At 64.2% G+C, this 25,508-nt stretch carries 22 protein-coding genes; 19 read left to right on the top strand and 3 right to left on the bottom strand.

Translation table 11 applies throughout. The annotated features are described in order from the left end of the window. Positions 1-77 precede the first annotated feature (77 nt). The 10 genes from AC4HIX_RS05695 to AC4HIX_RS05650 all read left to right on the top strand — a co-directional run bounded on the left by AC4HIX_RS05695 (position 78) and on the right by AC4HIX_RS05650 (position 11,115). Positions 78-1,061 carry a membrane dipeptidase gene (locus tag AC4HIX_RS05695; protein WP_490398235.1) on the top strand — a complete coding sequence of 328 codons (984 nt, stop codon included), beginning with the start codon at positions 78-80 and terminating at the stop codon, positions 1,059-1,061. A 3-nt stretch (positions 1,062-1,064) separates the two neighbouring features. Continuing rightward, the gene (locus AC4HIX_RS05690; RefSeq protein WP_490398234.1) at positions 1,065-2,753 is read left to right on the top strand and encodes a hypothetical protein; all 1,689 of its coding nucleotides are present in this window, start codon (positions 1,065-1,067) and stop codon (positions 2,751-2,753) included. Continuing rightward, positions 2,750-3,379, top strand: a complete 630-nt coding sequence (locus AC4HIX_RS05685) for a DUF3726 domain-containing protein (protein WP_490398233.1) — start codon at positions 2,750-2,752, stop codon at positions 3,377-3,379. The genes AC4HIX_RS05690 and AC4HIX_RS05685 overlap by 4 nt, the downstream gene beginning before the upstream one ends. 12 nt (positions 3,380-3,391) lie before the next feature. Next, positions 3,392-4,402 carry an Ldh family oxidoreductase gene (locus AC4HIX_RS05680; RefSeq protein WP_490398232.1) on the top strand — a complete coding sequence of 337 codons (1,011 nt, stop codon included), beginning with the start codon at positions 3,392-3,394 and terminating at the stop codon, positions 4,400-4,402. A 77-nt stretch (positions 4,403-4,479) separates the two neighbouring features. Continuing rightward, positions 4,480-6,309, top strand: coding sequence for a BCCT family transporter (locus AC4HIX_RS05675; RefSeq protein WP_490398231.1), 1,830 nt, complete (start codon positions 4,480-4,482; stop codon positions 6,307-6,309). A gap of 285 nt (positions 6,310-6,594) precedes the next feature. Beyond that, on the top strand, positions 6,595-7,422 hold the full coding sequence (coxB, locus tag AC4HIX_RS05670; protein WP_490398230.1) for a cytochrome c oxidase subunit II: 828 nt from the start codon (positions 6,595-6,597) through the stop codon (positions 7,420-7,422). Between the two features lie 111 nt (positions 7,423-7,533). Beyond that, the gene (locus AC4HIX_RS05665; protein WP_490398229.1) at positions 7,534-9,309 is read left to right on the top strand and encodes a cbb3-type cytochrome c oxidase subunit I; all 1,776 of its coding nucleotides are present in this window, start codon (positions 7,534-7,536) and stop codon (positions 9,307-9,309) included. Continuing rightward, positions 9,306-10,004 (top strand): cytochrome c oxidase subunit 3, encoded by a 699-nt coding sequence (locus AC4HIX_RS05660; protein ID WP_490398228.1) that lies wholly within the window; start codon positions 9,306-9,308, stop codon positions 10,002-10,004. Before AC4HIX_RS05665 ends, AC4HIX_RS05660 begins: the two co-directional genes overlap by 4 nt. 13 nt (positions 10,005-10,017) lie before the next feature. Further along, on the top strand, positions 10,018-10,734 hold the full coding sequence (locus AC4HIX_RS05655) for a heme-copper oxidase subunit III family protein (protein WP_475050531.1): 717 nt from the start codon (positions 10,018-10,020) through the stop codon (positions 10,732-10,734). Positions 10,735-10,743: 9 nt separating this feature from the next. Next, positions 10,744-11,115 carry a cytochrome C oxidase subunit IV family protein gene (locus AC4HIX_RS05650; RefSeq protein ID WP_490398227.1) on the top strand — a complete coding sequence of 124 codons (372 nt, stop codon included), beginning with the start codon at positions 10,744-10,746 and terminating at the stop codon, positions 11,113-11,115. Between the two features lie 144 nt (positions 11,116-11,259). On the opposite strand, the gene katG is transcribed toward AC4HIX_RS05650, so the two are convergent. After that, positions 11,260-13,467 carry a catalase/peroxidase HPI gene (gene katG / locus AC4HIX_RS05645; RefSeq protein WP_490398226.1) on the bottom strand — a complete coding sequence of 736 codons (2,208 nt, stop codon included), beginning with the start codon at positions 13,465-13,467 and terminating at the stop codon, positions 11,260-11,262. Between the two features lie 221 nt (positions 13,468-13,688). Here katG and AC4HIX_RS05640 point away from each other — a divergent pair, with 221 nt between their 5' ends. From AC4HIX_RS05640 to AC4HIX_RS05625, 4 genes are all read left to right on the top strand, one after another. Beyond that, on the top strand, positions 13,689-14,606 hold the full coding sequence (locus AC4HIX_RS05640; RefSeq protein ID WP_475050537.1) for a LysR substrate-binding domain-containing protein: 918 nt from the start codon (positions 13,689-13,691) through the stop codon (positions 14,604-14,606). Positions 14,607-14,807: 201 nt separating this feature from the next. Further along, complete coding sequence (locus tag AC4HIX_RS05635; protein WP_490398225.1) at positions 14,808-15,869, top strand: Hint domain-containing protein; 1,062 nt, start codon at positions 14,808-14,810, stop codon at positions 15,867-15,869. A gap of 328 nt (positions 15,870-16,197) precedes the next feature. Further along, complete coding sequence (rpsD, locus tag AC4HIX_RS05630) at positions 16,198-16,818, top strand: 30S ribosomal protein S4 (RefSeq protein WP_475050541.1); 621 nt, start codon at positions 16,198-16,200, stop codon at positions 16,816-16,818. A 147-nt stretch (positions 16,819-16,965) separates the two neighbouring features. After that, positions 16,966-17,535, top strand: coding sequence for a PA14 domain-containing protein (locus AC4HIX_RS05625; RefSeq protein ID WP_490398224.1), 570 nt, complete (start codon positions 16,966-16,968; stop codon positions 17,533-17,535). A gap of 44 nt (positions 17,536-17,579) precedes the next feature. Here the strand turns inward: AC4HIX_RS05625 and AC4HIX_RS05620 are convergent, their stop codons facing one another. Further along, on the bottom strand, positions 17,580-18,041 hold the full coding sequence (locus AC4HIX_RS05620; protein WP_490398223.1) for an Lrp/AsnC family transcriptional regulator: 462 nt from the start codon (positions 18,039-18,041) through the stop codon (positions 17,580-17,582). 104 nt (positions 18,042-18,145) lie between these two features. Between AC4HIX_RS05620 and AC4HIX_RS05615 the strand changes: the two genes are divergently transcribed. From AC4HIX_RS05615 to AC4HIX_RS05595, 5 genes are all read left to right on the top strand, one after another. Next, entirely contained in the window at positions 18,146-19,570 is a 1,425-nt protein-coding gene (locus AC4HIX_RS05615; RefSeq protein WP_490398222.1) for an aminotransferase class V-fold PLP-dependent enzyme, read from the top strand. Positions 19,571-19,741: 171 nt separating this feature from the next. Continuing rightward, positions 19,742-21,388, top strand: a complete 1,647-nt coding sequence (locus tag AC4HIX_RS05610) for a peptidoglycan-binding domain-containing protein (protein WP_490398221.1) — start codon at positions 19,742-19,744, stop codon at positions 21,386-21,388. A 120-nt stretch (positions 21,389-21,508) separates the two neighbouring features. Then, positions 21,509-22,594: a histidinol-phosphate transaminase gene (gene hisC, locus AC4HIX_RS05605; protein WP_490398220.1), complete on the top strand. Its 1,086-nt coding sequence runs from the start codon at positions 21,509-21,511 to the stop codon at positions 22,592-22,594. Further along, the gene (locus tag AC4HIX_RS05600; RefSeq protein WP_490398219.1) at positions 22,591-23,511 is read left to right on the top strand and encodes a prephenate/arogenate dehydrogenase family protein; all 921 of its coding nucleotides are present in this window, start codon (positions 22,591-22,593) and stop codon (positions 23,509-23,511) included. Before hisC ends, AC4HIX_RS05600 begins: the two co-directional genes overlap by 4 nt. Continuing rightward, entirely contained in the window at positions 23,508-24,326 is an 819-nt protein-coding gene (locus AC4HIX_RS05595) for an extensin-like domain-containing protein (protein WP_490398218.1), read from the top strand. The genes AC4HIX_RS05600 and AC4HIX_RS05595 overlap by 4 nt, the downstream gene beginning before the upstream one ends. A gap of 161 nt (positions 24,327-24,487) precedes the next feature. On the opposite strand, the gene AC4HIX_RS05590 is transcribed toward AC4HIX_RS05595, so the two are convergent. Beyond that, positions 24,488-25,486, bottom strand: a complete 999-nt coding sequence (locus AC4HIX_RS05590) for a DUF2125 domain-containing protein (protein ID WP_490398216.1) — start codon at positions 25,484-25,486, stop codon at positions 24,488-24,490. Positions 25,487-25,508: the final 22 nt, after the last annotated feature.

Genomic DNA, 25,508 nt, shown 5'->3' with positions numbered 1-25,508 from the left:
TGCCACCATTTCGCGCCCGCCCTGGGGGGCGGGGTCGGGCGCGAACCGGATCGCAAGCGATCCGGAGGAGAAAACTAATGACCGGATACCGTATCGACTGCCTGCAATATGCCAACTGGTCGGAAAAGATTTTCCGCCAGCTGCGCGAGGGCAACGTGGACGCGATCCATGTCACCATTGCCTATCACGAGAACTTCCGCGAAACGGTTCTGAACTTCGAGAAGTGGAACCGCTGGTTCGAGCAGTACCCGGACCTGATCATGAAGGGGCAGTGGGCCTCGGACATCGACAAGGCCCGCGAAACGGGGCGCACCGCGGTGTTCTTCGGCTTTCAGAACCCCTCGCCGATGGAAGACGATATCGGCCTGGTCGAAATCCTGCACACCCTGGGTGCGCGTTTCATGCAGCTCACCTACAACAACCAGTCGCTGCTGGCGACCGGCTGCTACGAGGCCGAAGATCCCGGCATCACCCGCATGGGGCGCCAGGTGATCAAGGAGATGAACCGGGTCGGCCTGGTTGTGGACATGAGCCACTCTGCCGACCGCTCCACCATCGAGGCGGCGGAGATCTCCACCCGCCCGATCGCCATCACCCATGCCAACCCGCATGAGTGGTCGCCGGCCCTGCGCAACAAGAAGGACGATGTGCTGCGCGCAGTCACCGGCCACGGCGGCATGCTGGGTTTCTCGGTCTATCCGCACCATCTGAAGGACAAGTCCGACTGCACCCTGCAGAGCTTCTGCGAGATGATCGCACGCACTGCCGACAAATACGGGGTGCAGCACCTCGGCATCGGCACCGACCTTTGCCAGGACCAGCCCGACAGCGTCGTGGAATGGATGCGGGTCGGCCGCTGGAGCAAGGAAATCGACTACGGCGAAGGATCAGCCGCCGCTCCGGGTTTCCCGGAAATGCCCAGCTGGTTCAAGGACAACCGCGACTTTGGAAACATCGAAGAGGGCCTTCGCGCGACGGGCATGAACGATGACGAGGTCAGCGGCATCATGGGCGGGAACTGGTACCGGTTCTTTGCCGAAAACTTTGGCCCAAAGGGATAGGTCATGGAAACAACCGCGCAGACAACGATATCACGACGGGACCCGGCGCAGGTGATGCGCCTCAGCCGGCTCGGCTCTCTGCACCAGTGCCGCCTCAGCTTCATGCGGGTGCTCACTCGGCGCATGGCCGAGGAGAACTGGAGCTTCTCCCGGCCCAAATTCGATATCGATGCCAAGGGTGTCGGTGTTGCGGTCTATACCGCCACCGGCCCCGCGCGGTCTTATTCCCTGGTGGCATTTGCCCACGACCTGCCGCCGGAGATGCGGTCGGACCGGGTGATTGCCACCGCTTGGGATGCGACCTTCACCCTGTTCGACGGGGTTCCAACGGATGCCGACATCGAGCGGCTGTCGAAAAACGTGCCCTATCAGGAGGCCGGCCGGGTCAACGAGAAGTCCCTGTCGGTCTCCCGCGCCAACCGTTCTGTGCGCCTGTGGGCGCATTTCGTCGACGCGCTGTCGCAGGGCCAGCAGCCGGACCCGGAACAGGTGGACGCCGTTGGTTACCTGATGCGCACGACTGCCGTTTACGGCTCCGGCAAGCTGGGGGCTGCCGACCGGGAGGCGATTGCAGACCGCCCCGAACTCAGCGCGCCGTTCCAGGCAGAGATGCTGTCGGTCTACCTGACCCGCGTCTTTGTCCGCGATTTGGTGGAGCATATGGCCCGCGCCCAGGGCGGAGAAAACGCCGTGCGGCTGGCGCCCGAAACCGCGCTTCGGCTGGGGATCGGCAACTCCACCGGCCTTGGCATGGCGCCCTACATCGTCAATCACCCGGTGCTGTTCAACAACTGGATCATGGCGCGGGAGGAGGCGATTGCCCGGGTGCGCTCGGTGGAGACCGCCACCGCAGAGGAGGCTGCCTGTTTCCGCCGGATGCTGCGGCGAAGCGAACTTTCGGCAGCCCGCTGGCACTCGGAACACCCGGTGCAGATCGAAAAGCTGGCGAGCCTGCACAAAGATCTGGAGGCGCTGGCCGCCTGGGTGGCGGCGGATGATCTGCTCAACGACTATCCCTGGGACCGGCTTATCCGCTGGAGCGAGACCGCGCTGGGGCTGGAAGGGCAGGAACTGGCGGCCTCGCTGATCCTGGAGCCTTATGCCGAGCTGGTGGACGGGCTGTCCGACTGCATGGCTGACAGTAACAAGGAAGCCTTTGTGATCGACGGCGCGATGCCGGTTGCACAAGTGCGGGAGCTGATCGGGGACAGCTTTGGCTGGGCGCTGGAGCTGGACTGGAGCGCGCGCGAAAACTGCGCCCGGGCCTGGTACGTCTCGGAGGAGAAGCTGGAACCGCGCATGGGCGAGCGGTTCGACGAGCCCATCGCCAATTACGAGCAGCCGCTTGCGCCCGCCCGCGATGCTGCCTTGGCCTATGCGGCGCTGGCTGAGTGGGACGGGCAGGAGCCAGTTGCGGCCTTCCTGCTGCGCCACCCGGAACACCGTCACACGGTGCGCCGGGCACAGATGAGCCGGGTGGCACCCTATGGCGAGATCCGCAGCAACACCATCAGCGACCGTGTTCTGCCGGTCGACATGCTGCGGGCCAAGCTGTCGTTCTTCGGAGCCACGCATTTCGACCCGCGCTCCGACCGCTGGGTTCGGATCTGCATGTATGCGGGCGCGCCCTATCCCGAAGACCTGACCACCGCCAACGCCGACTTGTGGGTTTATCCGGAGGCAAACCAATGAGCTATGCGCTGAACGAAGTGGAAGCCACCGCCAAACGCGCAGCTCGCGGCGCCGGCTATGACTGGGGCCTGGCCGAGGAGGCCGCCAAGGCCACCCGCTGGCTGTGCGCGCAAGGGCTGGACGGCGCGGCAGTTCTGGCCGGTCTGCTGGAGGCCGGCTACGCATCCGAACGGAACGCTCACGTGCCCCAAGACCTGGAGGGGGACTGGCTGGCCGCCGCACCGCTATGCCCGCTGGCGACCGGCGCGGCCCTGTCGGACTGCGCCGCACGGCTGCAGGACACACCGCGGAAGATGGGGCCTGTTACCCGGCCTGCGATGATCCTGCCCTTTGCCGCGATGGCCGCCCGTCAGCTTGGCGCTTGCGTTACCGTCGAAGGCGAGGGCTTTCAGGCCGTCACCGACGGCAGCGGACTGCACATTGAGGGCACGCTGCCGGAAACCTCCGGTGCGCTGACCATCCGCGCCGCGGGCAGCCTTGCAAACGCAAACCCAAGCCACACGCGGGCCGAACCGGAAGAGGCGGCCTGGGCCGTGCTCAACCGCTTTGCCCATAAAACCTACGCTCCGGCCACCGAGGAGTCGCGTCTGCTGGGCGCCGGCGCCGGGCTGTCGGACAACGACTGAGAAGGTACCGAGATGACCGAAACCCAAACCCTGACCCTTGCCGAGATCGAGGACCTGTCCTTCCGCGCTCTTGTGGCGGCTGGCACGTCAGAGGCGAATGCGCGGCCTTTGGCCGTCGCCACTGCGGCAACCGAGGCGGACGGCGTGGCCAGCCATGGCCTTGCCTATATCCCGATCTATGCCGAGCATGTGCAATGCGGCAAGGTGGACGGCAATGCCACGCCGGTGCTGGCCCGCCCGCGCCCTGGCGTCATTTCCGTCGACGCGGCCACCGGCTTTGCGCATCCGGCCATCGACGCAGGCTTTGAGGCGCTGATCCCCGCGGCCCGCGAGCAGGGCATTGCGGTTCTGGCAATCCGCAACAGCTACAACTGCGGCGTTCTGGGCTACCACACCGCCCGGCTGGCGCGCGCGGGGCTGGTGGGCTTGGGCTTTACCAATGCGCCGGCCTCGATTGCGCCCTCGGGCGGAGCCAAGCCGGTTGTCGGCACCAACCCGTTCTCGGTCGCGGTGCCGGGCGAAGACGGTGAGCCTGAACTGCTGATCGACCAGAGCGCCAGCACCATCGCCAAAAGCGAGGTGATGAAGCACGCCCGCGAGGGCAGGGAGATCCCGCTGGGCTGGGCGCTGGATGCAGACGGCAACCCGACCACCGACCCGGACGCGGGCCTCAAGGGCTCAATGGCGCCGTCGGGCGGCTACAAGGGCGTCAGCGTGGCCCTGCTGACCGAGATCATGGCCGCCGCACTGACCGGGGCGACCCTGGGCATCAACGCCTCGCCCTTCTCCGGCACCGCAGGCGGTCCGCCGAAAACCGGCCAAATGTTTATCGCAATCGACCCCGCTGCGACCTCAAATGACACATTTCGTGCCGGAATGGTCGGAATCGTGGAAGCGGTGCGAGGGCAGCCTGGCGCACATGTGCCGGGCGACGGGCGCCGCGGCAAGCGGATCAAGGCCCGTGACCAAGGCGTCGCGGTCAGCGTGGCAACGCTGGACAGGATCAAAGCTCTCTTGGGCTGACGCCACCCCCCGGCGGGACCGCAACCCGCCGGATACCCCGCACCCCGGTGCGGCACGTGCGAAACGGGAGGAAACGCATGTCAATTAAGCAACCTTTTACCGATTTGGAGATTAAGACCTCCAACGGCGGCTTCTACGAGGGCCACAGCGTCGAGATCGCCTTGCTCAGCAAGGGGATCATGGTCGCGCTGGTGCTCTGGGCCCTGGTGTGGCCGGCAAACGCCACCGGCGTGCTGGGCAGCCTGAACTGGCGCATCCTGGAGGATTTCAACGCCTTTTACATCGTAATCGTCGGCTTCTTCGCCTTTTTCCTGTTTGTGGTCGCCGCATTGCCGCAAACCGGTAAGCGGATCATGGGGGCCCCGGGCGAACAGAAGGAGTTCTCGGACTTCTCCTGGTTCTCGATGATGTTCGGCGCCGGTCTGGGCGTCGGGCTGATGGTTTTCGCCACCGCTGAGCCGCTGGGCCTGTGGGGCTCCAACCCTGTGGTGCTGGCGCAGGACGTTGCGCCCAACACCGAAGAAGCCATTCAGTCCGGCTTCCGCTACACGTTCCTGCACTACGGCTTTCATGCTTGGGCGATCTATGTGGTGACCGGCCTGTCGCTGGCCTATTACGCCTACACCCGCGGCATGCCGCTGACCATCCGCACCGCACTGACGCCGCTGTTCGGCAAGCTTATGAACGGTTTCCTGGGCCACGTCGTTGACGTGCTGGGCGTTGTCGCCACCATCCTGGGCGTGTCGGTCACCATCGGCTTTGGCGTGTCGCAGTTCGTGGACGGCGTCTATGCCATCACCGGCATGGAGTGGATGATGGACATGAGCGGCGACGCGCCTGCACCGGGCACCGTTGGCCTGCTGTCCGGCCTGTTTGCGATCATGGGCCTGTCGATCATCTCCGCAGTGTCCGGCGTGGGCCGCGGCGTGAAGTATCTGTCGAACCTGAACCTGGTTCTGTCGATCATCCTGCTGCTGACCTTTGTTGTCTTCGGCTCCTTCGTGTTTGCCATGAGCACCTACGCGTCGGCCTTCGTGGACTACATCCTGCACTTCACTTCGCTGAGCTTCGGCGCCTTTGGTCCGCAAAGCGCAGCTGAGTTCTCGGCAGCGCTGCCGGCAGAGGCAGCACCTTACGCTGATGCGCTGCGCGGCGGTGCCACCAACGCCTGGGGTTCGTTCGATGGCTTCAAGTCCGGTCTCGAAGGCGAAGCGGCTGCCCTGTCCGACGACGTTCTGTCGGCAGCCTATGCAGCCGGTGAACCGCAGCGCCAGTTCGGCTGGCAGGCAGGCTGGACCACTTTCTACTGGGCCTGGTGGATCGCGTTCTCGCCCTTCGTCGGCCTGTTCCTGGCGCGCATTTCCCGTGGCCGCTCGGTGCGTGAGTTCATCATCGGCTGTGTGTTCGCTCCGGCGCTGGTCTGCTTTGCCTGGATGACCATCCTGGGCGGCACTGCCATCGACCTGGAACTGAACGGTGCGGCAGAAGGCGCGATCATCGGTGCATCCAACACCGCCAAGCTGTTCGTGACCCTGCAGAGCATGATCGATGGCGGGCTGCTGTCCGGCATCACCATCATGTGCGTGGTGCTGATCATGACCTTCCTGGTCACATCGGCCGACTCCGGCATCCTGGTGATGAACACCATCATGTCCGGCGGCGACCAGAACATCGGCAACAAGCACAAGATCGTCTGGGGCCTGATCCTGACCGCTGTCATCGGCACCCTGCTGTTCGCGGGCAAAACCAACGGCGGCGCAGACCCGATGGAAGCGCTGAAAAGCGCGATGATCATCGGCGCGCTGCCCTTCACCATGGTCATGGGCCTGATGTGCATCTCGCTGGCCAAGGCGCTGTTCCGTGACGGTCAGCGCGAGAAGGCGGCAGAACGCGCGCCTGCCGAATAAAACACTTCAGCCGTCCAGCCGGGCGGTGCAGGGGCCGGGGGGAGAAATCCCTTCGGCCCCTTTTCCGTCTCTGGTGGCCCGGCGGGAGCGGTGGCGCACCCCTATGCCAGCGGCTTCTGCTGCATCTGGCGAATTACGTGAAATCGGCAACTTTCGGGGGCTCCACGGAGCGGAATCTCCGCTTTCTGGATTAATTTGTGAAATCGCCGTATACTGGCATCTCATGCCGAATGAACCTGCCTGCCGGGCCTAGGGAGTGCCCGGGCAGCAGGGAAAGGGGGCGGGATGCTGATTGCGGTCGTGCTTGTGCTGATCGTTGCGGGGTCAGTCGCGTTCCATCTGTACAGTCCGTGGTGGTGGACGCCGATCGCGTCGAATTGGGACTATATCGACAACACGCTGGTCATAACCTTCTGGATCACCGGCGCCGTGTTTGCCGCGGTGATCCTGTTCACGGCCTATTGCGTCTGGAAATTCCGGCACCGGCCAGGGCACAAGGCGGAATTCGACCCGGAAAACAAGCGCTTGGAATGGTGGCTGACCGCGGTGACCGCCGTGGGTGTGGCAGCGATGCTGGTTCCGGGGCTGTTCGTGTGGAAGCAATTCGTCACCGTGCCGGAAGAGGCCAGCGAGCTGGAGGTGTTCGGCCAGCAGTGGAACTGGGCCTACCGGCTGCCGGGCGCCGACGGGGTGCTGGGCACTGCGGATGCAGAATGGGTGAGCGGCGAGAACCCCCTGGGAGTCAACCCGCATGACCGGTTCGGCAAGGATGACGTCATTGTCGAGGGCGGCGAGGTCTATCTGCCGGTGGACCAGCCGGTGAAGCTGCTGCTGCGTTCGATCGACGTCTTGCACAATTTCTACGTGCCCGAATTCCGCGCCAAGATGGACATGGTGCCGGGCATGGTCACCTACATCTGGTTCACCCCCACCCGCACCGGCAATTTCGAGGTGCTCTGCGCCGAATACTGCGGCACCGCCCATTCCTTCATGCGCGGCTATGTGACCGTGGTGGAGGCGGAGGAATACCAGGAATGGCTGCAGGAGCAGCTGACCTTTGAAGACTACGCCCGCGCGGCAACTGAACCCGCGACCAGACTGGCAGAACGGTAAGGGCAGTGCCCGGCCGCGGGCGGAAACGAAGTGCCCCCTCCGTATTGCCGGAGGCAAACCTCCGGTGTGACGGGGCGGCCGGGCGGAACGCAACTGCGATGGAGTCCTGTTATGACCGACATCTTGCCAGACCCGGACAGCAATCTGCCGCCGCGCGAAGTTGCAGATGTGATGCCGCCGCATGCGCACAGCTGGATCGGCAAGTACGTCTTCTCGCAGGACGCCAAATACATCGCCATTCAGTATTCCGGCACCGCCGTGGCCATCGGGCTGGTGGCCCTGGTGATGTCCTGGCTGATGCGGCTGCAACTGGGCTTTCCAGGCACATTCGACTTCATCACGCCCGAGGCCTATTACCAGTTCGTCACCATGCATGGGATGATCATGGTGATCTACCTGCTGACCGCGATATTCCTCGGCGGCTTCGGCAATTACCTGATCCCGCTGATGGTCGGCGCGCGGGATATGGTGTTTCCTTTCGTCAACATGCTCAGCTACTGGGTCTACCTGCTGGCCGTGCTGGTGCTGGTTGCCAGCTTTTTCGTCCCCGGCGGCCCGACCGGCGCGGGCTGGACGCTTTACCCGCCGCAAGCGGTGCTGTCGGGCACACCCGGCGGCGCGCAGAGCGGCATCATCCTGATGCTGGTCTCGCTGATCCTGTTCATCATCGGCTTCACCATGGGCGGGCTGAACTATGCCGTCACCGTGCTGCAGGCCCGCACCCGCGGCATGACGATGATGCGGCTGCCGCTGACGGTCTGGGGCATCTTCACCGCCACGGTGATGGCGCTGCTGGCGTTCCCGGCCTTGTTCGTGGCCTGCGTGATGATGCTGTTCGACCGGCTGCTGGGCACGTCGTTCTTCATGCCCACGCTGGTGGAACTGGGGGAGAAGCTCAGCTACGGCGGCGGCAGCCCGATTGCCTTCCAGCACCTGTTCTGGTTCTTCGGCCACCCCGAGGTTTATATCGTGGCGCTGCCCGCCTTTGGCATCGTCTCCGACCTGATCGCGGTGCATGCGCGCAAGAACGTGTTCGGCTACCGGATGATGGTCTGGGCCATCGTGATCATCGGCGCGCTCAGCTTCATCGTCTGGGCGCATCACATGTATGTCTCGGGTATGCACCCGTGGTTCGGCTTCTTCTTCGCCACCACCACGCTGATCATCGCCATCCCGACCGCGATCAAGGTCTACAACTGGATCTTGACCCTGTGGAAGGGCGACATCCACCTGACCCTGCCGATGCTGTTTGCTCTCGGCTTTATCGTGACCTTCGTGAACGGCGGCCTGACGGGGCTGTTCCTGGGCAATGTGGTGGTCGATGTGCCGCTCAGCGACACGATGTTTGTGGTCGCGCATTTCCACATGGTGATGGGGGTGGCGCCGATCATGGTGATCTTTGGCGCAATCTATCACTGGTATCCCAAAATGACCGGGCGGATGCTGAACGAGGCGATGGGCCAGATCCATTTCTGGGTCACCTTCATCGGCGCCTATGCGGTGTTTTTCCCGATGCACTACGTAGGCCTGGTCGGTGTGCCGCGGCGCTATTTCGAGATCGGCGAGCCGGAATTCCTGACCGCGCCGGTCGATGGCCTCAACGCCTTCATCTCCTCCGCCGCGCTGATTGTCGGCGCGGTACAGGTGCTGTTCCTGTTCAACATCTTCTGGAGCCTGCGCCACGGGCTTGCAGCAGGCGGCAACCCCTGGCGCGCCACCTCGCTGGAATGGCAGACGCCGGAAACACCGCCGCGGCATGGCAACTGGGGGGATGAGCTGCCCAATGTCTACCGCTGGGCCTATGACTACAGCGTGCCCGGCGCGCCCAAGGATTATGTCGCCCAGAACGATCCCTGGGTGCCTGACGGCGAGGGGAGACGGCTGTGACGGTCATCCTTGCCTTCCTGGCGCTGGTCGCCCTGGCCGCGGGCCTGTGGCTGTCGCAGCAGGGCCTGGCCTCCAAACCCTGGCTGGAAACGGGGATTGCCCCACTGGCAGGGCATGGCCCGGGGAAGGCGCCGGGGTTCATCTTCATTGCCGTTTTCCTGGCGGTGGCCGGCGGGCTGTTTGCCATGCTGGGCAGTGCCTTTGTCATGCAGATCGAAGAAACCCCGTGGGAGCTGGTGCCGCTGCCTGGCCGGGTCTGGCTCAATACGGCGCTGCTGCTGCTGGCCAGTTTCTTCCTGCAGTTTGTGGTGATCTCCGCGCGGGCGGGCACCACGCGCTGGCTGCGCGCCAGCCTGATCGGTGCCAGCATCGCCACGCTCGCCTTCCTGGCGGGGCAGGCGCAGGTGTGGATCGCGCTGACCGCGGACGGCTACCCGCTGGACGGCCCCCCGGCGGCGAGCTTTTTCTACCTGATTACCGGCCTGCACGGGCTGCACGTGCTGGGCGGCATCATTGCGCTTGCGGCAATCTGCCTGCGCCACGCCGGGGGCGGGGACGTCAAGGCGCTGCTGCCGGGCGTCCGGCTCTGCGCGCTGTACTGGCACGTGCTGCTGGCCTTCTGGCTGATGCTGTTTGCGCTGCTGCAGGGCTGGGGCAACGCCTTTCTGGCGCTGTGCCGCGCGGCCGTAAGCTGAAGGAGGGAGACTGATGGAACATCCGCTTCAAGGCCAGGACCAGACACTGCTGCAACAGGGTCACAGCGGGTTTGCTGCCGACTGGGGCTCGGACCAGCGGGTGTTCAAGAAGGTCTCCTGGGGCAAGGCGATGATGTGGATCCTGCTGCTCAGTGACACGTTTATCTTTGCCTGCTTCCTGGTCGCCTATCTGAACGCCCGCAATTCCACCACCGTGGAGTGGCCCAACGCCAGCGAGGTCTTTGCCCTGCATATCGGCGGCCAGGATCTGCCGCTGATCCTGATTGCGATCATGACTTTCGTGCTGATCTCCTCCTCTGGCACAATGGCGATGGCGGTGAACTGCGCCTACCGTAAGGCGCGCAAGGCGACCGCCGCACTGATGCTGGCCACCGCCGCGCTGGGCGCGGCGTTTGTGGGCATGCAGGCGTTTGAGTGGTCCAAGCTGATCTCCGAAGGCGTGCGCCCCTGGGGCAACCCTTGGGGGGCGGAGCAATTCGGCGCCAGCTTCTTTATGATCACCGGCTTCCACGGAACCCATGTGACCATCGGGGTGATCTTCCTGATCATCGTCGCCCTCAAGGTCTGGCGCGGTGAATTCGACCGCGACCAGCGCAGCTGGATGTCACAGGGCAACGGCGATTACGAGGCGGTCGAGATCATGGGTCTCTACTGGCACTTCGTCGACCTGGTCTGGGTCTTCATCTTTGCATTCTTCTATCTGTGGTAGGGGGCCGCCATGACAGACACACCGCAAGCAATGGATACCGGGCAGATGGCGCATGAAGAGGGGCAGCAGCATCCGATCAAGCTTTATTTTGTGGTCTGGGTCTTGCTGTTCATCCTCAGCGCCGCGTCTTACTGGGTGGATTATGCGCAGCTGCAAGGGCTTCTGCGCTGGAGCCTGATCCTGATCTTCATGACACTGAAGGCGGGGCTGATCATTGCCGTTTTCATGCATATGGCCTGGGAGCGTCTGGCGCTGATCTACGCGATACTGCTACCGCCGCTGGCGATGATCGGGCTGCTGGCGATCCTGATTATCGAGTCGGATTACACCGCTGATACCCGTGTGATTGAGCTCGGGCAGGGCGCAGCCGTGCCTGAGTAACTGCCGTTCCGCCCGACCCTCCCCACGGGAGGGCGCTTGCGCACCCACCCGGGGTCAGGCGCTGCCCTCCGCATCTCGCTCAATTCACCAACAAAACTGGCGCCCCGGTTTCCCGGAGCGCCGCTTTACTATGCTGGGTGCCTATTACGCCGCCAGATCAAACCGATCGGCGTTCATCACCTTGGTCCAAGCATCAACAAAGTCCTGCACGAACATTCCGGCGGAGTCATCCTGCGCATAAACCTCAGCCAGCGCCCGCAGCTGTGAGTTGGAGCCGAATACCAGATCGGCTCGGGTGGCAGTCCATTTCACCTCGCCGCTGGCACGGTCGCGGCCCTCATAGGTGCCGTCGTCACCCGGCTTCCACTGCACGCCCATGTCCAGGATGTTTGTGAAGAAATCGGTGCTGAGCGTCCCAATTCGATCCGTGAACACCCCGTGCGCAGCGCCGCCGTGGTTGGCGCCCAGCACCCGCAGTCCGCCTATCAGCGCTGTCATCTCCGGCGCGCTGAGGGTCAGCAGCTGCGCCCGGTCCACCAGCATCTTCTCGGCCGGAATGCTGTAGTCCGCTTTCTGGTAATTGCGGAAGCCATCGGCCTCCGGCTCCAGAACAGCAAAGCCTTCGACGTCGGTCTGCTCCTGACTGGCATCGGTGCGCCCCGGGGTGAACGGAACCTCGACAGAATGCCCCGCAGCCTTGGCGGCCTTCTCAACGCCGGCACCGCCTGCCAGCACGATCAGATCGGCCATCGAGACTTTCTTGCCGCCGGATGCACTGCCGTTGAAATCGTTCTGGATGCCCTCCAGAACCTTCAGCACCTTGGCCAGCTTCTGGGGCTCGTTCACCTCCCAGTTCTTCTGCGGTTCCAGCCGGATGCGCGCGCCATTGGCGCCGCCGCGCATGTCGGAACCGCGGAAGGTCGAGGCAGATGCCCAGGCGGTGGAGACCAGCTCCGGCACCGAAAGCCCGGAGGCCAGCACTTTGGCCTTGAGGTCCGCCACGTCGCCATCGTCCACCAGCGGGTGATCCACCGCCGGCACCGGGTCCTGCCAGATCAGATCCTCCGCCGGAACCTCATCGCCCAGATAGCGCGCCTTGGGCCCCATGTCGCGGTGGCACAGCTTGAACCAGGCGCGCGCAAAGGCGTCGGCGAATTTCTCCGGGTTGGCGTGGAAATCGCGCGAGATCTTCTCATACTCCGGGTCCATCCGCATCGACATATCTGCGGTGGTCATCATCGGCGCGTGTTTCTTGCTGGGGTCATGGGCATCCACGACCATATGCTCAGGCTTCACGTCCTGCGCCTGCCATTGGTTGGCACCGGCCGGGCTTTTGACCAGTTTCCACTCATAGCCGAACAGCACGTCGAAATAGCCCATGTCCCAGTTGGTCGGGTTGGGTTTCCAGGCGCCCTCAATGCCCGAGGTGGTGGTGTCAGCCGCGTTGCCCGTGCCGTGCGAGTTCAGCCAGCCAAGCCCCATATGCTCAATCTCCGCGCCTTCCGGCTCGGTGCTGACAAGCTCCGGATCGCCTGCGCCATGCGCCTTGCCGAAGGTATGGCCGCCCGCAACCAGTGCCACCGTTTCCTCGTCATTCATCCCCATGCGGGAGAACGTCTCGCGCACGTCCTTGCCAGAGGCGACCGGATCCGGGTTGCCGTCAGGGCCTTCGGGGTTCACGTAGATCAGCCCCATCTGCACCGCCGCCAGCGGATTGGCCAGGTCGCGCTCGCCGGAATAACGGCTGTTGGGCTGGTCGCTGGTGGCCAGCCATTCGGTTTCAGACCCCCAATAGACGTCTTCCTCCGGCTCCCACACGTCCGCGCGGCCGCCGCCAAAGCCGAACACCGGGCCGCCCATCGATTCAATGGCGCAGTTGCCGGCCAGGATCATCAGATCCCCCCAGGAGATCCGGTTGCCGTATTTCTGCTTGATCGGCCACAGCAGGCGGCGCGCCTTGTCGAGGTTGCCGTTGTCCGGCCAGCTGTTCAGCGGTGCAAACCGCTGGCTGCCGGTGCCGCCGCCGCCGCGCCCGTCCGCCGTGCGGTAGGTGCCCGCACTGTGCCAGGCCATGCGGATGAACAGCGGCCCGTAATGGCCATAGTCCGCAGGCCACCAGTCCTGGCTGTCGGTCATCAGGGCATGCAGGTCCTGCTTCACCGCCTTCAGGTCCAGCTTCTTGAATTCTTCGGCATAGTTGAAATCAGCGCCCATCGGGTTCGACGCAGGCGAATGCTGGTGCAGAACTTTCAGGTTCAGCAAGTTCGGCCACCAATGTTTGTTGGTGGTGCCGCCGGATGCGGCAGCGCCATGAAACACCGGGCATTGTCCTTGGGGGGTATTTCCGTCCATTTTTGTCTCCGATCGTGGCTGCAGTTATTGACGTGCTACGCGGCAGAAGCGTCCTGGGGCCTATGCGGCAGCTTGAAACTCGGACGCAGCCCTGACCACGCCTTGAGGATGCAAGCGCAGCAAAGCTGCTTCCTGTTTTCCCTGTCTTCGTGAAATGAGGCTAGCAGAGGAAATCCATTGGATTAAGTTGCATTTATTCATCGCAGTGATAATCAAAACCTATGATAAACGTGACCCTCCGCCAGATGCGCTATTTCGAGGCGCTGGCCCAGCACCGCCATTTCGGCCGCGCGGCAGAGACCTGCGCGGTGTCGCAGCCGGCTTTGTCGGTTCAGATCAAGGAATTGGAGGATGTGCTGGGGGTGCAGCTGGTGGAGCGCGGGGCGCGCCAGGTGCGTCTGACCAGCTTTGGCGAGGATCTGGCCTTGCGGGTGCGCGGCATCCTGCGCTCGGTGGATGAGCTGGGCGAACTGGCCCGCGCCTCCCGTGACGGTCTGGCAGGGCGGCTGCGGATCGGGGTGATTCCCACCATCGCGCCCTATCTGCTGCCCTCGATTGTCGGCACGCTGACACGCCAGTATCCGGAGGCCGACATCCGGGTGCGCGAAACCGTGACCCCCAAACTGCTGAAGGAGCTGGGGGAGGGGCGTCTGGACACAGCCATCGTGGCACTGCCGGTCTCTGAGCCTGCGTTTGAGGAAGTGCCGCTGTTTTCCGAGGATTTCGTGCTGGTGCGCCCGGGGGAGGACAGCGGCAAGCCGGTGCCGGGGCCCGAGGGCTTGCGCGAAATGCGGCTCTTGCTGCTGGAGGAGGGGCATTGCTTCCGTGATCAGGCGCTGTCGTTTTGCAATATGCAGTCAGCGGCCCCGCGCGAGCTTTTGGACGGAAGCTCCCTGTCGACCCTGGTTCAGATGGTCAGCGCCGGTATTGGCGTCACGCTCATTCCCGAAATGGCGGTCCCGGTTGAAACCCGCTCGGCGGTGGTCTCTGTAGCGCGCTTCCGCGATCCGCAGCCTGCGCGCACCATCGGCATGATCTGGCGCCGCAGCAACCCGCTGGCACGGCAGCTGACGCAGGTCGCGGATGTGGTGCGCCAGGCCGCCGATGCTTTGCGGGCCAGCTATAATCCGATGCCCTGAGGCATGGCATTGTTCAGCCATTGCGAACAATCGCGGGTCCCCTTTCCGCTGATTGAGTTCCCTAGCGGCAACTTCAACTGCATGAGGAATGGTGCGTAAAGGGCACGTTCACAAGCATTTTATGGTCCTGTTGTTTCCTGCATCAGGGTGCTTGGTTAATGTTTCGTAAAAAATAATGAAGTGAAGCGGGCATACAGGCAGATGAAAACGGGCTTTCGTGGCACGTTTGTTGTTTCCTGGTCGCAAACCGAGATCGACGGCCTTCCGGCCGCGCCGGTGGACGCTCTGGATGTGGGCGCGGCCTGGTCCTGGCACGGCGACGCTGTGCGGGTGGACGGGCCGGCAGGGCTGTTGCGGCTGGATGGGGCAAACGGCAAGGCAGAGATGCGCCGCCGGGCGGCAAGGACTGTGCGCAGGCTGGTCGGGGCCGCGGTGCAGAACAGGACCGATGCGGCGGCGGTCGAGGCTGATGATCCGCTGATGGACAGAAGCTTTGCTGTGACCAATGGTGTGCAGAGCTTCACCGTCACCCTGATCGAGGTCGGCCCGGGCCAGCGTCCGCTCCTGATGTTCGTCGATGAGCTGCCGCCGCGCGGAGCCGACCTTTGGGTGGTGCATCATTCGCTGGACACCCTCCGCGAAGACCGGCCCCAGGGCGAAACCGGGGTGGTCTGCTTTACGCCGGGGACCCTCATTGCCACACCCGCCGGCCCTAAACCTGTGGAGCAGCTGCGCGAGGGCGAAAAGGTGCAGACGCGCGACAACGGCGCACAGGAAATCCTGTGGATCGGTTCGCGCCGGATTACCGGGGCCCGGCTGTACGTGATGCCGCGGCTGCGTCCGATCCGCATTCATGCAGGGGCCTTGGGCATCGACCGCCCGGAACGGGAGCTGCTGGTCTCTCCCGATCACCGGATGCTGCTGCGCGGCGACCGGGTGCGGGACCTGTTCAACACGCCCGAAGTGCTGGTGGCGGCTGGCGATCTGGTCAACGGCCGAACGATCCTGCCCGATGCCTCGGTGCGGGAAGTCACCTATATTCACCTGATGCTGGCCAGCCATCAGGTGCTCTGGGCCAACGGGGTGGAGACCGAAAGCTTCCATCCGTCGAATGCATCGCTGACCGCACTGAACGGCGCAGACAGGGCGCGGCTGTTCGGACTGCAGCCTGAGCTGGAGCACAACCCGCTGTCCTACGGCGCCGCGGCCCGCCGTAATCTCAGCGCCTCTGAGGCGGCGATTCTCGGCCACGAGGCCGCCTGAGCCTTTACCCGGCCGGGCCGGGGCGCTATTTCGCGGCCAGGCTTCCGCCGCAGGTGCAGATTTTCACGCCTAACCTTGCCGGGCCATGTTGACTCTGCCCCGTCCCCCTATATAAGCGCGGCTTCATTGGTGTTGGTGGCCCCCGCAAGGGGATGCCTGTCATGCCCGGATCCTGGATGCGGAGCAAGAGGACAACGCCCTTCGATTGTTGCAGGTGCTCCTGGAACAGGTGACCACAGACGGCGCAGTGGCAGACGCGATTGCAGCCCGAAAAATGGGAACCGGTTTTCGGAAACAGCTGCAATGCCATTTATGAAGGAGATCAGCCGTGACCAAACGCACGTCTGCCAAGTACAAAATCGACCGCCGTATGGGCGAAAACATCTGGGGCCGTCCGAAGTCCCCGGTCAACCGCCGCGACTACGGCCCGGGCCAGCACGGCCAGCGCCGCAAGGGCAAGCTGTCCGACTTCGGCATCCAGCTGCGCGCCAAGCAGAAGCTGAAAGGCTACTACGGCGACCTGACCGAAAAGCAGTTCCGCCGCATCTACGGCGAAGCCGTGCGTGTGACCGGCGACACCGGTGAAAACCTGATCGGCCTGCTGGAGCGCCGCCTGGACGCGGTTGTTTACCGCGCCAAGTTCGTTGCAACCGTCTTTGCAGCCCGTCAGTTCGTGAACCACGGCCACGTCCTGGTGAACGGCAAGCGCGTGAACATCCCCTCCTACCGCGTGAAAGAGGGCGACGTGATCGAGGTCCGCGACAAGTCCAAGCAAATGGTTGCCCTGCTGGAAGCAACTCAGCTGGCTGAGCGCGATGTGCCGGATTATATCGAAGCCGATCACTCCAAGATGACCGCAACCTTCGTGCGCACCCCGGCTCTGGGCGATGTGCCGTACCCGGTTGTGATGGAACCGAACCTGGTCGTCGAATTCTACGCCAAGAACTAAGCCTGCTGCCCTTGGGGCATCCGGCGGAAGGGCTGTCCTCTGGGGCAGCCCTTTTTCGTTTTGCACGGGCCTTTGCCGCCGCAGGAAAAGCCGGTAGCCCTGCGCGCGTCCTGCCACTATCCTATGAGAAACATTAGGGAGTGACAGATGAAGAACATGATGAAGGCCGCTGCCATCGCACTGACGGTCATGGCCTCTGCCGCTGGCGCCGCGCCGCTGAAACTCACCCCTGCGGATCCGCAGCCTTCCGGTCTTCAGCCGGGGCTTTCCGTGGTCTACGCCTATCCCCAGGATGTGAAGACCCTGGCAGAAGCGTCTTCGGCGCTGAAGGTCGGCAGCGAGCGGGGCCGCCCCATTGCCGGGCTGGACAACCGCGACACGGAGGAGGGGCAAAACACGCTGACCTCCAAGCGTCCGATGCATGTGGTGGCCCGGATAACCGGATACGTGAAGCTGGACCAGCCCGGTGTCCACAACATTGATTTCCTGACCAATGACGGCTTGCGCGCCAACATCGGCGGTCAGATCGTGGGCGAATTCGACGGCCGCCAGTCCTGCGACAGCACCATCATGACCCAGGTCGAAGTGCCCTCTGCCGGCTGGTATCCTGTCGACATCCTCTATTTCCAGCGCCTTGGCACCGCCTGCCTGCATATGCGCATGGGGCCGGACGGCAAGCGCCCCAAATGGATGAAGGACAGCGCATTCGCGCACTGACAGCGTTTGACAACAGGAAGCGGGCGAACCTTGTGCCCGCTTCATCACAAGGGCAGCGGGCGCCCTTCGGCAATGGCCTCCATCGCGAAATAGGAGGTTACGCTGTCCAGCTCGACACCTGAGATCAGCCGCTGATAGACCTTGTCGTAGCTCGCCATGTCCTGCGTTACCACCTTGAGCTGATAATCGTAGTCGCCGCCGATGCGGTGGAAATCCACCACCTCGGGGATGGTCAGCACATGGCGGCGGAACTTTTGCAGCCAGTCGGCTGAATGGTGCCGGGTGCGCAGCAGCACAAACACCACCAGATCCAGCCCCAGCTGCTTGCGGTCCAGCCGCGCGGTGGAGCCTTTCAGCAACCCGCTCTCGTTCAGCGCCTTCAGCCGCCGCCAGCAGGCGTTCTGCGACAGCCCAACCTGGTCCGCCAGCTCCCGTTGGGACAGGCTGGCGTCCTGTTGCAGCGCCCGAAGTATGGCGCGGTCTATATGATCGGCCGTTTTACTCATCGATGGATCATATGACACAAAAATACTGCAATCCACTCAGTAATTGATAAAGTTACCTCGCAGATTGCCGTTCACAATGCCTCAACAGACTTCGGAGGCGCGGCATGACCCTGGCAGCATTCAAACAATCAATCCGGCAGGCGGCTTTGGACGGAACCCTTGGACGCAGCGTGATCGGCGACGGGGTGATGATCCCGGGCCTCGATGGCGAGGTGCCGCTGGTTTATGCGGACTACGTCGCCTCCGGCCGGGCACTGCGCCAGGTGGAGGACTTTGTGGCAGAGCAGGTACTGCCTTTCTACGCCAACTCCCATACTGAGGCGTCCTATTGCGGCACCCAGATGACCCGCCTGCGCCGCGAGGCGCGCAGCGAGATCGCCCGCATCACTGGCGCCATGGCGCAGGATGCGGTGATCTTCACCGGATCGGGCGCCACCGCGGGCCTCAACCGGCTGGTCAGCCTGTTCGGCGTGAACGAGGCCACCCGCCCGGTTGTTTTCATCGGCCCTTATGAGCACCACTCCAACATCCTGCCCTGGCGCGAAAGCAAGTCGCAGGTGGTCGAAATCCCCGAAGCGGCTGAGGGCGGACCGGATCTGGCAGTGCTGGAACTGGCCTTGAGGCAGCACGCGGACAGCGACCTGAAAATCGGCAGCTTCTCCGCCGCCTCCAACGTGACCGGTATCGTGACCGGTCCCGATCCCGTCAGCCGCCTGCTGCACGCGCACGGTGCGCTGGCGGTTTGGGACTATGCCGGCGGCGGCCCCTACCTGCCCATCGACATGGGCGCGGGCGGGGCGGAACGCAAGGACGCTGTGGTGGTCTCGCCGCACAAGTTCCCGGGCGGGCCGGGCGCCTCGGGCGTGCTGATCGTCAACACAGCCGCCGTGCGCCGCCGCTGCCCCTCGTGGCCGGGAGGGGGAACAGTCAGCTTTGTTTCCCCTTGGCGGCATGAATACAGCCAGAACCTGGCAGCCCGCGAGGAGGCCGGGACCCCGAATGTGATCGGCGATATCCGCGCGGCCCTTGCGTTTCTGGTCAAGGAAGCCGTAGGCCAGGAGCAGATCGAGGCGCGCGAAGCGCAATTCGCTCAGATGGCCTGGGAGGGCTGGTCCGGCAACCCGCGCCTGCGCATCCTTGGCCACCGCTCCGCACACCGCCTGCCAATCTTCTCTTTCCTGGTTGCCGACGGGGCGGGCAATCCGGTGCACCAGCAGCTCTTCACCCGGATGCTGAGCGACGTCTACGGCATCCAGGCCCGCGGCGGCTGCGCCTGCGCTGGTCCCTACGCGCACCGGCTTCTGGGCATCAGCAAGCCGGAGTCGGAAACCCTGTTCGCCGATCTTCAGGCGGGGCAGGAAATGAAGAAACCCGGCTGGGTGCGGCTCAACTTCTCCTACCTGATGGAAGAGCAGACCGCGCAGTACATCATCGATTGCGTCAATGATCTGACAGTGAGGGCGGGGGAAATTGCGGCGCGGTACAATGCGGATCCGGCAACGGCCCGGTTCAAGGCGCTGGTCGCCTAGGCCAAGCCCTGATGGGTGCTTTCCCGTGCCGGGGAAGCACCTCACATGCTTGTGATATGTAGGCAGCGGACCCCAGCATTTAAAGGGGGAAAGTCTATTTCAAATCCCCCGCGACGGGGCTGACAGGTGCATGGCACGCTTTAATCGTACTTTATTGGTTGGAGCAAAGTTATGGCCCTCAAGCTGTCCGCCCCTGTTGGTGACAAGAAGCGGATCACCAAACCGGACCCAAAAACTGGCGAAAGCAAATTCAAACCGGTCAAGAACGCCCCTGCGGATGTCGAACTTGTCCGCCTGATGCTCAAGGCAAACGGCTATTCGGTCGAGATCAGCACCAAATGCGATGCCGGGCTGATCAAGGCGATCAAGGATTTTCAGAAGAAGAAACTGGGCTTCCGCAAGCCCGACGGGATCGTCGATCCCGGTATGCGGACCTGGAACGCAGGACTGCCCAAGCTGGCCGCGATGCATGCTGCCGACACCAGGGTCGAGCGGGTGGAGGTTGTCGAGAACGGCAAGACCAAGCTGATCACCGTGGCGGAATTCGAGGCCGGGCAGGAGGAACTGCGCCGCAAGCTGCTGGCCAAGGCCAACATGATGTACGGCCAGGCGGAATCCTGGGTCGACTTCTGCAACGAGGTGGAGAACACCCGCCAGGGCAATGAAACCTTCCTGAATGCGCTCACGGAATTTGCCGTCAGCGTGGTCAACGACAAGACTGATCCGCCCTGGACCCCGATCCTGAACGCCCGCTCCGAGTCGAGCCTGCTGAAGACCTTGGTTTCCAAGAAAAAGCCCGACTGGAAAAAGGTCTACAAACAGGATGTTAAGGCATCCAAGGCCTATAACACCGGCGGCAAGGCTTTCAAGAAATTCATTGACCAGCGGATCGCCACCGCCGGCGGCATCGTCTGGAAGCTGGAAGTGGTGCGCGAGGTCTCCTTTGCCGTGGTCGAAACCTACATGACCGCCCGTCTTGTGGCGACCAAGGGCATGTCGCCCGCCAAGGCCCATGCCGTCGCGGCGGCCAGCACCGAAGCGCTGAAATCCAGCGCCGGCCAGCTGGGGGAGCACCTGGCAGGCAACAAGGTTACCTGGGACGGCGCCGCCAAGAAGGTGTTCATCGACAGCTTCATTGCGGGCCTTGCGGGCGCAGCCGGCGGCAAACTGACGGCCAAGCTCTCTGCCGGCCTTGCCGATGACCTGGCCAAGGCCGCGGCCTCCAAGCTTTCCCGCGAGATGCCCAAGAAGGCGGTCAAGGTCTTCTTCGAGAAGTTCCTGAAGTCCAAGGCCGGGGAGGCCATGGTGACAGAAGCGCTGAAGGAAACCATCGGACTGGCAAAACCGCTGATCGAAAAGGGCCGCCCGCCGAACACCAAGGAGATCAAGGAAAGCATCGCCAAGATCCTGACCGCAGGCATCGTGTCCGCAGGCGCGGGCAAGGCGCTGGACAAATTCTCCTCCGGATTCACTTCGGCAGCCGAGAAATTCCTCAAGACCAAGCTGGCGCCCGCGGCAATGGAAGGCGTGGTGAAGAAGGATCTGATCGCCAAATACGGTGTGAAGGCGACAGAGGATTTCATCAAGCTGCATGGCGACGCCATCTATGGCGAGATTGCGAAACAGATTTCCGGCAAGACCTTCAGCAAATACGCCGGCGAGGTGCTGACCAGCTCGGACGGCTCTCAATCTGCATCGACCATGCAGAAGCAGGCCAATGAGGCGATGCGCAAGGACATGGAGCTGCGCAAGCAGATCCAGAAAATCATCATGGCCGAGGCCAAGCGCAAAATGCCCAAGACCGCAGCCGCGCATTAACGCGGTTCTGCGGGCAGGGCAGGCTGCCGGAGGGGGCGGCAGCATGGGGGAGCGTCATCTTGGTGCTTCCCCGCCAGCGTTCGGGCCGTTATGACGGGTTGGAATTAAGGAGCCCGTATTATGACCCAACTCACACCGCAGCCCGGTATCATGGACATCGCTCTGTACCAGGGCGGGGCTGCCCATGTGAAAGGGGTGAGCAATGTTGTGAAGCTCTCCTCGAACGAGAACCCCCTTGGCCCCAGCCCGCGCGCCATCCAGGCGATGCAGGACGCGGCGGCCAATATGCACCGCTATCCCAGTTCGGACCACGCGGCGCTGCGGCAGGCCATCGGCGAGGTGCACGGGCTGGAGCCGGAGCAGATCATCTGCGGCGCCGGCAGCGACGAGATCATCTCCTTCCTGTGCCAGGCTTACGCCGGCCCGGGGGATGAAGTTCTCTATACCGAGCACGGCTTTGCCATGTACCGCATCAGCGCGCTGGCCGCCGGGGCAACCCCGGTGGAGGTGAAGGAACGCGAGCGCGTCACCGACGTCGACGCGCTGCTGGCGGGCTGCACCGAGCGCACCAAGCTGGTCTTCATCGCCAACCCCAACAACCCCACCGGCACCATGATCAGCGAGAGCGAGGTTGCGCGCTTGGCCGATGGCCTGCCGGATGGCGCGCTGCTGGTGCTGGACGGCGCTTATGCCGAATATGTCGAGGGTTTTGATGCAGGCGCCGCAGTGATCGGCGCGCGCAGCAACGTCTTCATGACCCGCACCTTCTCCAAGATCTACGGCCTCGGCGGCGCGCGGATCGGCTGGGGGTACGGCCCCAAGGAGATCATCAGCGTGCTGAACAGGGTCCGCGGTCCGTTCAACATCTCCAGCACCGCTCTGGCTGGCGCCGAGGCCTCGGTGCGCGACACAGACTATGTGGATCATTGCCGGTCCGAGAACGCCAAGTGGCGCGCCTGGCTCGCCAACGCACTGGCCGAACTCGGCGTTCCCTCGGATGTCTCCAGCACCAACTTCATCCTGGCCCGCTTCTCCAGCCAGGCAGAGGCGGAGGCTTGCGATCTTTACCTGCAGGCGCAGGGCCTGATCGTGCGCCGGGTGGCGGGTTACAACCTGCCAACCGCACTGCGCATCACCATCGGCGACGAGGACTCCTGCCGCCGCATCGCGCAAGGCGTCAAGGCATTCAAAGAGGGGCGGGCATGAGCAACCAAGTATACGGCCGTGTCGCGCTGATCGGGCTTGGCCTGATTGCCTCCTCGATGTTCTGGGCAATGAAACGCGCCGGGCTGGCGGGCGAGGTCACCGGTTATGCCCGCAGTGCGGAAACCCGCGAAACCGCCCGCCGCATCGGCCTGTGCGACCGCGTCTGCGACAGCGCGCGCGACGCCGTGCAGGACGCCGATCTGGTGGTGCTCTGCGTCCCCGTCGGCGCCATGGGCCCGGTGATGGAAGACATCGCACCGGTGCTGAAACCCGGCGCCACGGTCTCCGACGTGGGCTCGGTCAAGCGCCACGTGATCGAGGCGGTGCAGCCGCACATCCCCGCGGGCGTGCATTTCGTGCCCGCTCACCCGCTGGCCGGGACTGAGCATTCCGGCCCCGAATCCGGCTTTGCCGAGCTGTTCGACAACCGCTGGTCGCTGCTGGTCCCGGTTGAAGGCACTGACCCGGAGGCCACCGCCCGCCTGCGCGCGCTGTGGGAGGGCATGGGCGCCAATGTCGATGAGATGGACGCCGACCACCACGATCTGGTGCTGGCCGTCACCTCGCACACGCCGCACCTGATCGCCTACACGATGGTGGGCGTGGCGGACGACCTGCGCCGGGTGACCGACAGCGAGGTGATCAAATACTCGGCCGCCGGTTTCCGCGACTTCACTCGTATCGCGGCCTCTGACCCCACCATGTGGCGCGACGTGTTCCTGACCAACAAAGACGCCACACTGGAAATCCTCGGCCGCTTCACGGAGGAGCTCTTTGCCCTGCAGCGTGCGATCCGCACCGGCGACGGCGAGCATCTGCACGATTACTTCACCCGCACCCGCGCCATCCGCCGCGGCATCATCGAGGCTGGCCAGGACACCGATGCGCCGGACTTCGGCCGGGGGCAGAAGAAATGATCCGGGCCGGGGCGACGCTTCTGGCTGCCGCTTTTGCCAGTGCGGCAATGGCCTTGGCCCCGGAAGCACCGCTCCGGCCCGCCGCGCGTCCGGCACCTGCCAGCCAGCAGATAGAGGCGCCGGCACCGGTTGCGGACATCCGCCCGGCGCTGCGCCCGCAATCGGAACAAGTGCTCGCCGCCGCTTCCCGGCCCGGGGCGTTGCCGGCGCTGGGGCCAGGGTTCTCGCTTCTGCCGCAGGCCCGCCCGGACAGCGTGGCAGAGCAGGCGCTGTTCAAACGCCGCCAGCGCCGCAAGGGCTCGGTCTGCGGTGATATCGACATCCAGGGCGAGCGCGCAGGCAATGTCACCGGCGCGCTGCCCGGCTGCGGCGCCAAAGACGCGGTACGGGTGCGCGAGATTGCCGGGGTGCGCCTCAGCCAGACCTCGCTGATGACCTGCAACACCGCGCGGGCATTGAAGACCTGGATCAACCGCGAGGTGGAAACCGCCTTCGGGCGCCGCAACAAGGTGGTTGGCCTGCGGGTTGCCGCCCATTACGCCTGCCGCACGCGCAACAACCGCCCAGGTGCCAAGATATCCGAACACGGCAAGGGCCGGGCGATCGACATTTCCGGCTTCACCCTGGCCAGCGGCGAGACCATCACCGTTCTGCGCGGCTGGCAGAAACGCAAGACACGGAAGAAGCTGAAAAAGATCTGGCGCGCCGCCTGCGGCCCCTTCGGCACCGTGCTGGGGCCCGAGGCCGACCGCTATCACAAGGACCATTTCCACCTGGATATCGCCCGCCACCGCGGCGGAACCTATTGCCGCTAGCCTTTGCCGCTGCCTTGGCCGTTTGAAGCAAGGATCCCTTGTTCATCTGGCTGAAAATATCCCGGAGCGCGAGGCAGAGCCTCGCACCCCCCAGGTCGCCTCAACGGTCCGCAGGCTGCTTCGGGCCGCCTCTGCAAGGCCCTTGACAGGCGGGGCCTATGTCAGCGGATGATCAGCCGCGGCGCGTGTCCCAGGGGCAGCGGGCCGAGCGTGACATAGCCGTCCGAGAAACCCAGCGTGATATCAAGATGCTGCGGATTGCCGCCGGCCTCTGCCAGCAGGCCCAGCACCCGCTCCACCGTGCCGCGCAAGGAAGGCGCCAGGGCGCCGGTGCGTTCTGCCATCAGAACAAGTCCGCGCCAGTTCTCCGCCTGCAAGGCGATCTCGCCTTCCGGCAGTCCGCGCTCATCGACCGTCAGCGTCCCCGCCGCCTTGAGCCGCAGGTCGCCCCAGCGGGCCTCCGCCAGTTTCAGGGTGATCCGCCGCGGCTGCGGCCGCTGCTGCTCCAGCGCCGACCGGTCCCAAGGCTTGTCAAAGGCAACCGTCATTTCCAGCGCCAGCGCATCAAAACGCTCCGGCAGGGCAGAGCTGGCCGCCAGCAGGCGCCGCCAGGCGGCGCGCGGCGCAAACTCCCGGGCTTCGGCGGTAATCCGGTAGCTCTCGGGCCTGTCCGTTTGCACCATGCGCAGATCCAGCGCTGCGCCGCTCAGCACCGTCTCGCCGCTGCGCTCGATCCGCCAGGGGGCAGAGACCAGCGCCATGTCCTCCAGCTCCAGCGCCACGCCCGGCGCCAGGTTGAGGCTGGCCTGCAAGCCTTGCGCAGTGATCACCGCAGTCCGGTCGAAATACGAAAGCCGCTGCGCCGTAGCGGGAAAACGCAATGTCAGCCGCCCGGGCCAGGCAGCCGGGTTTTCCAGCTCCAGCCAGTCCGCCCGCCAGGCGGTGCCGGTGCCAGGGTCGGCCAGCGCCGGGCGCTGGATGCGGTTCAGGTGCCGCAGCGGATAACCGCTCGTCTCAAGCCCCGCAAACTCTGCCTGCCAGCCCTGCCGCTCCTGCTCGGCGAACCAGGTTGCGATCCCTGTGCGCAAGCCCCAGGCCGCCGCCGCCCAGTACAGGCTCCACACCGCCGCAAGGGCGATCAGCAGTTTTGCCAGGCGCATCGGATAGCCTCTTTTGTCCGCA

The sequence above is a fragment of the Leisingera sp. genome (assembly GCF_982940295.1).
The sequence above is the reverse complement of the archived record's forward strand: the minus strand, read 5'-3'. Positions and strand labels throughout refer to the sequence as shown.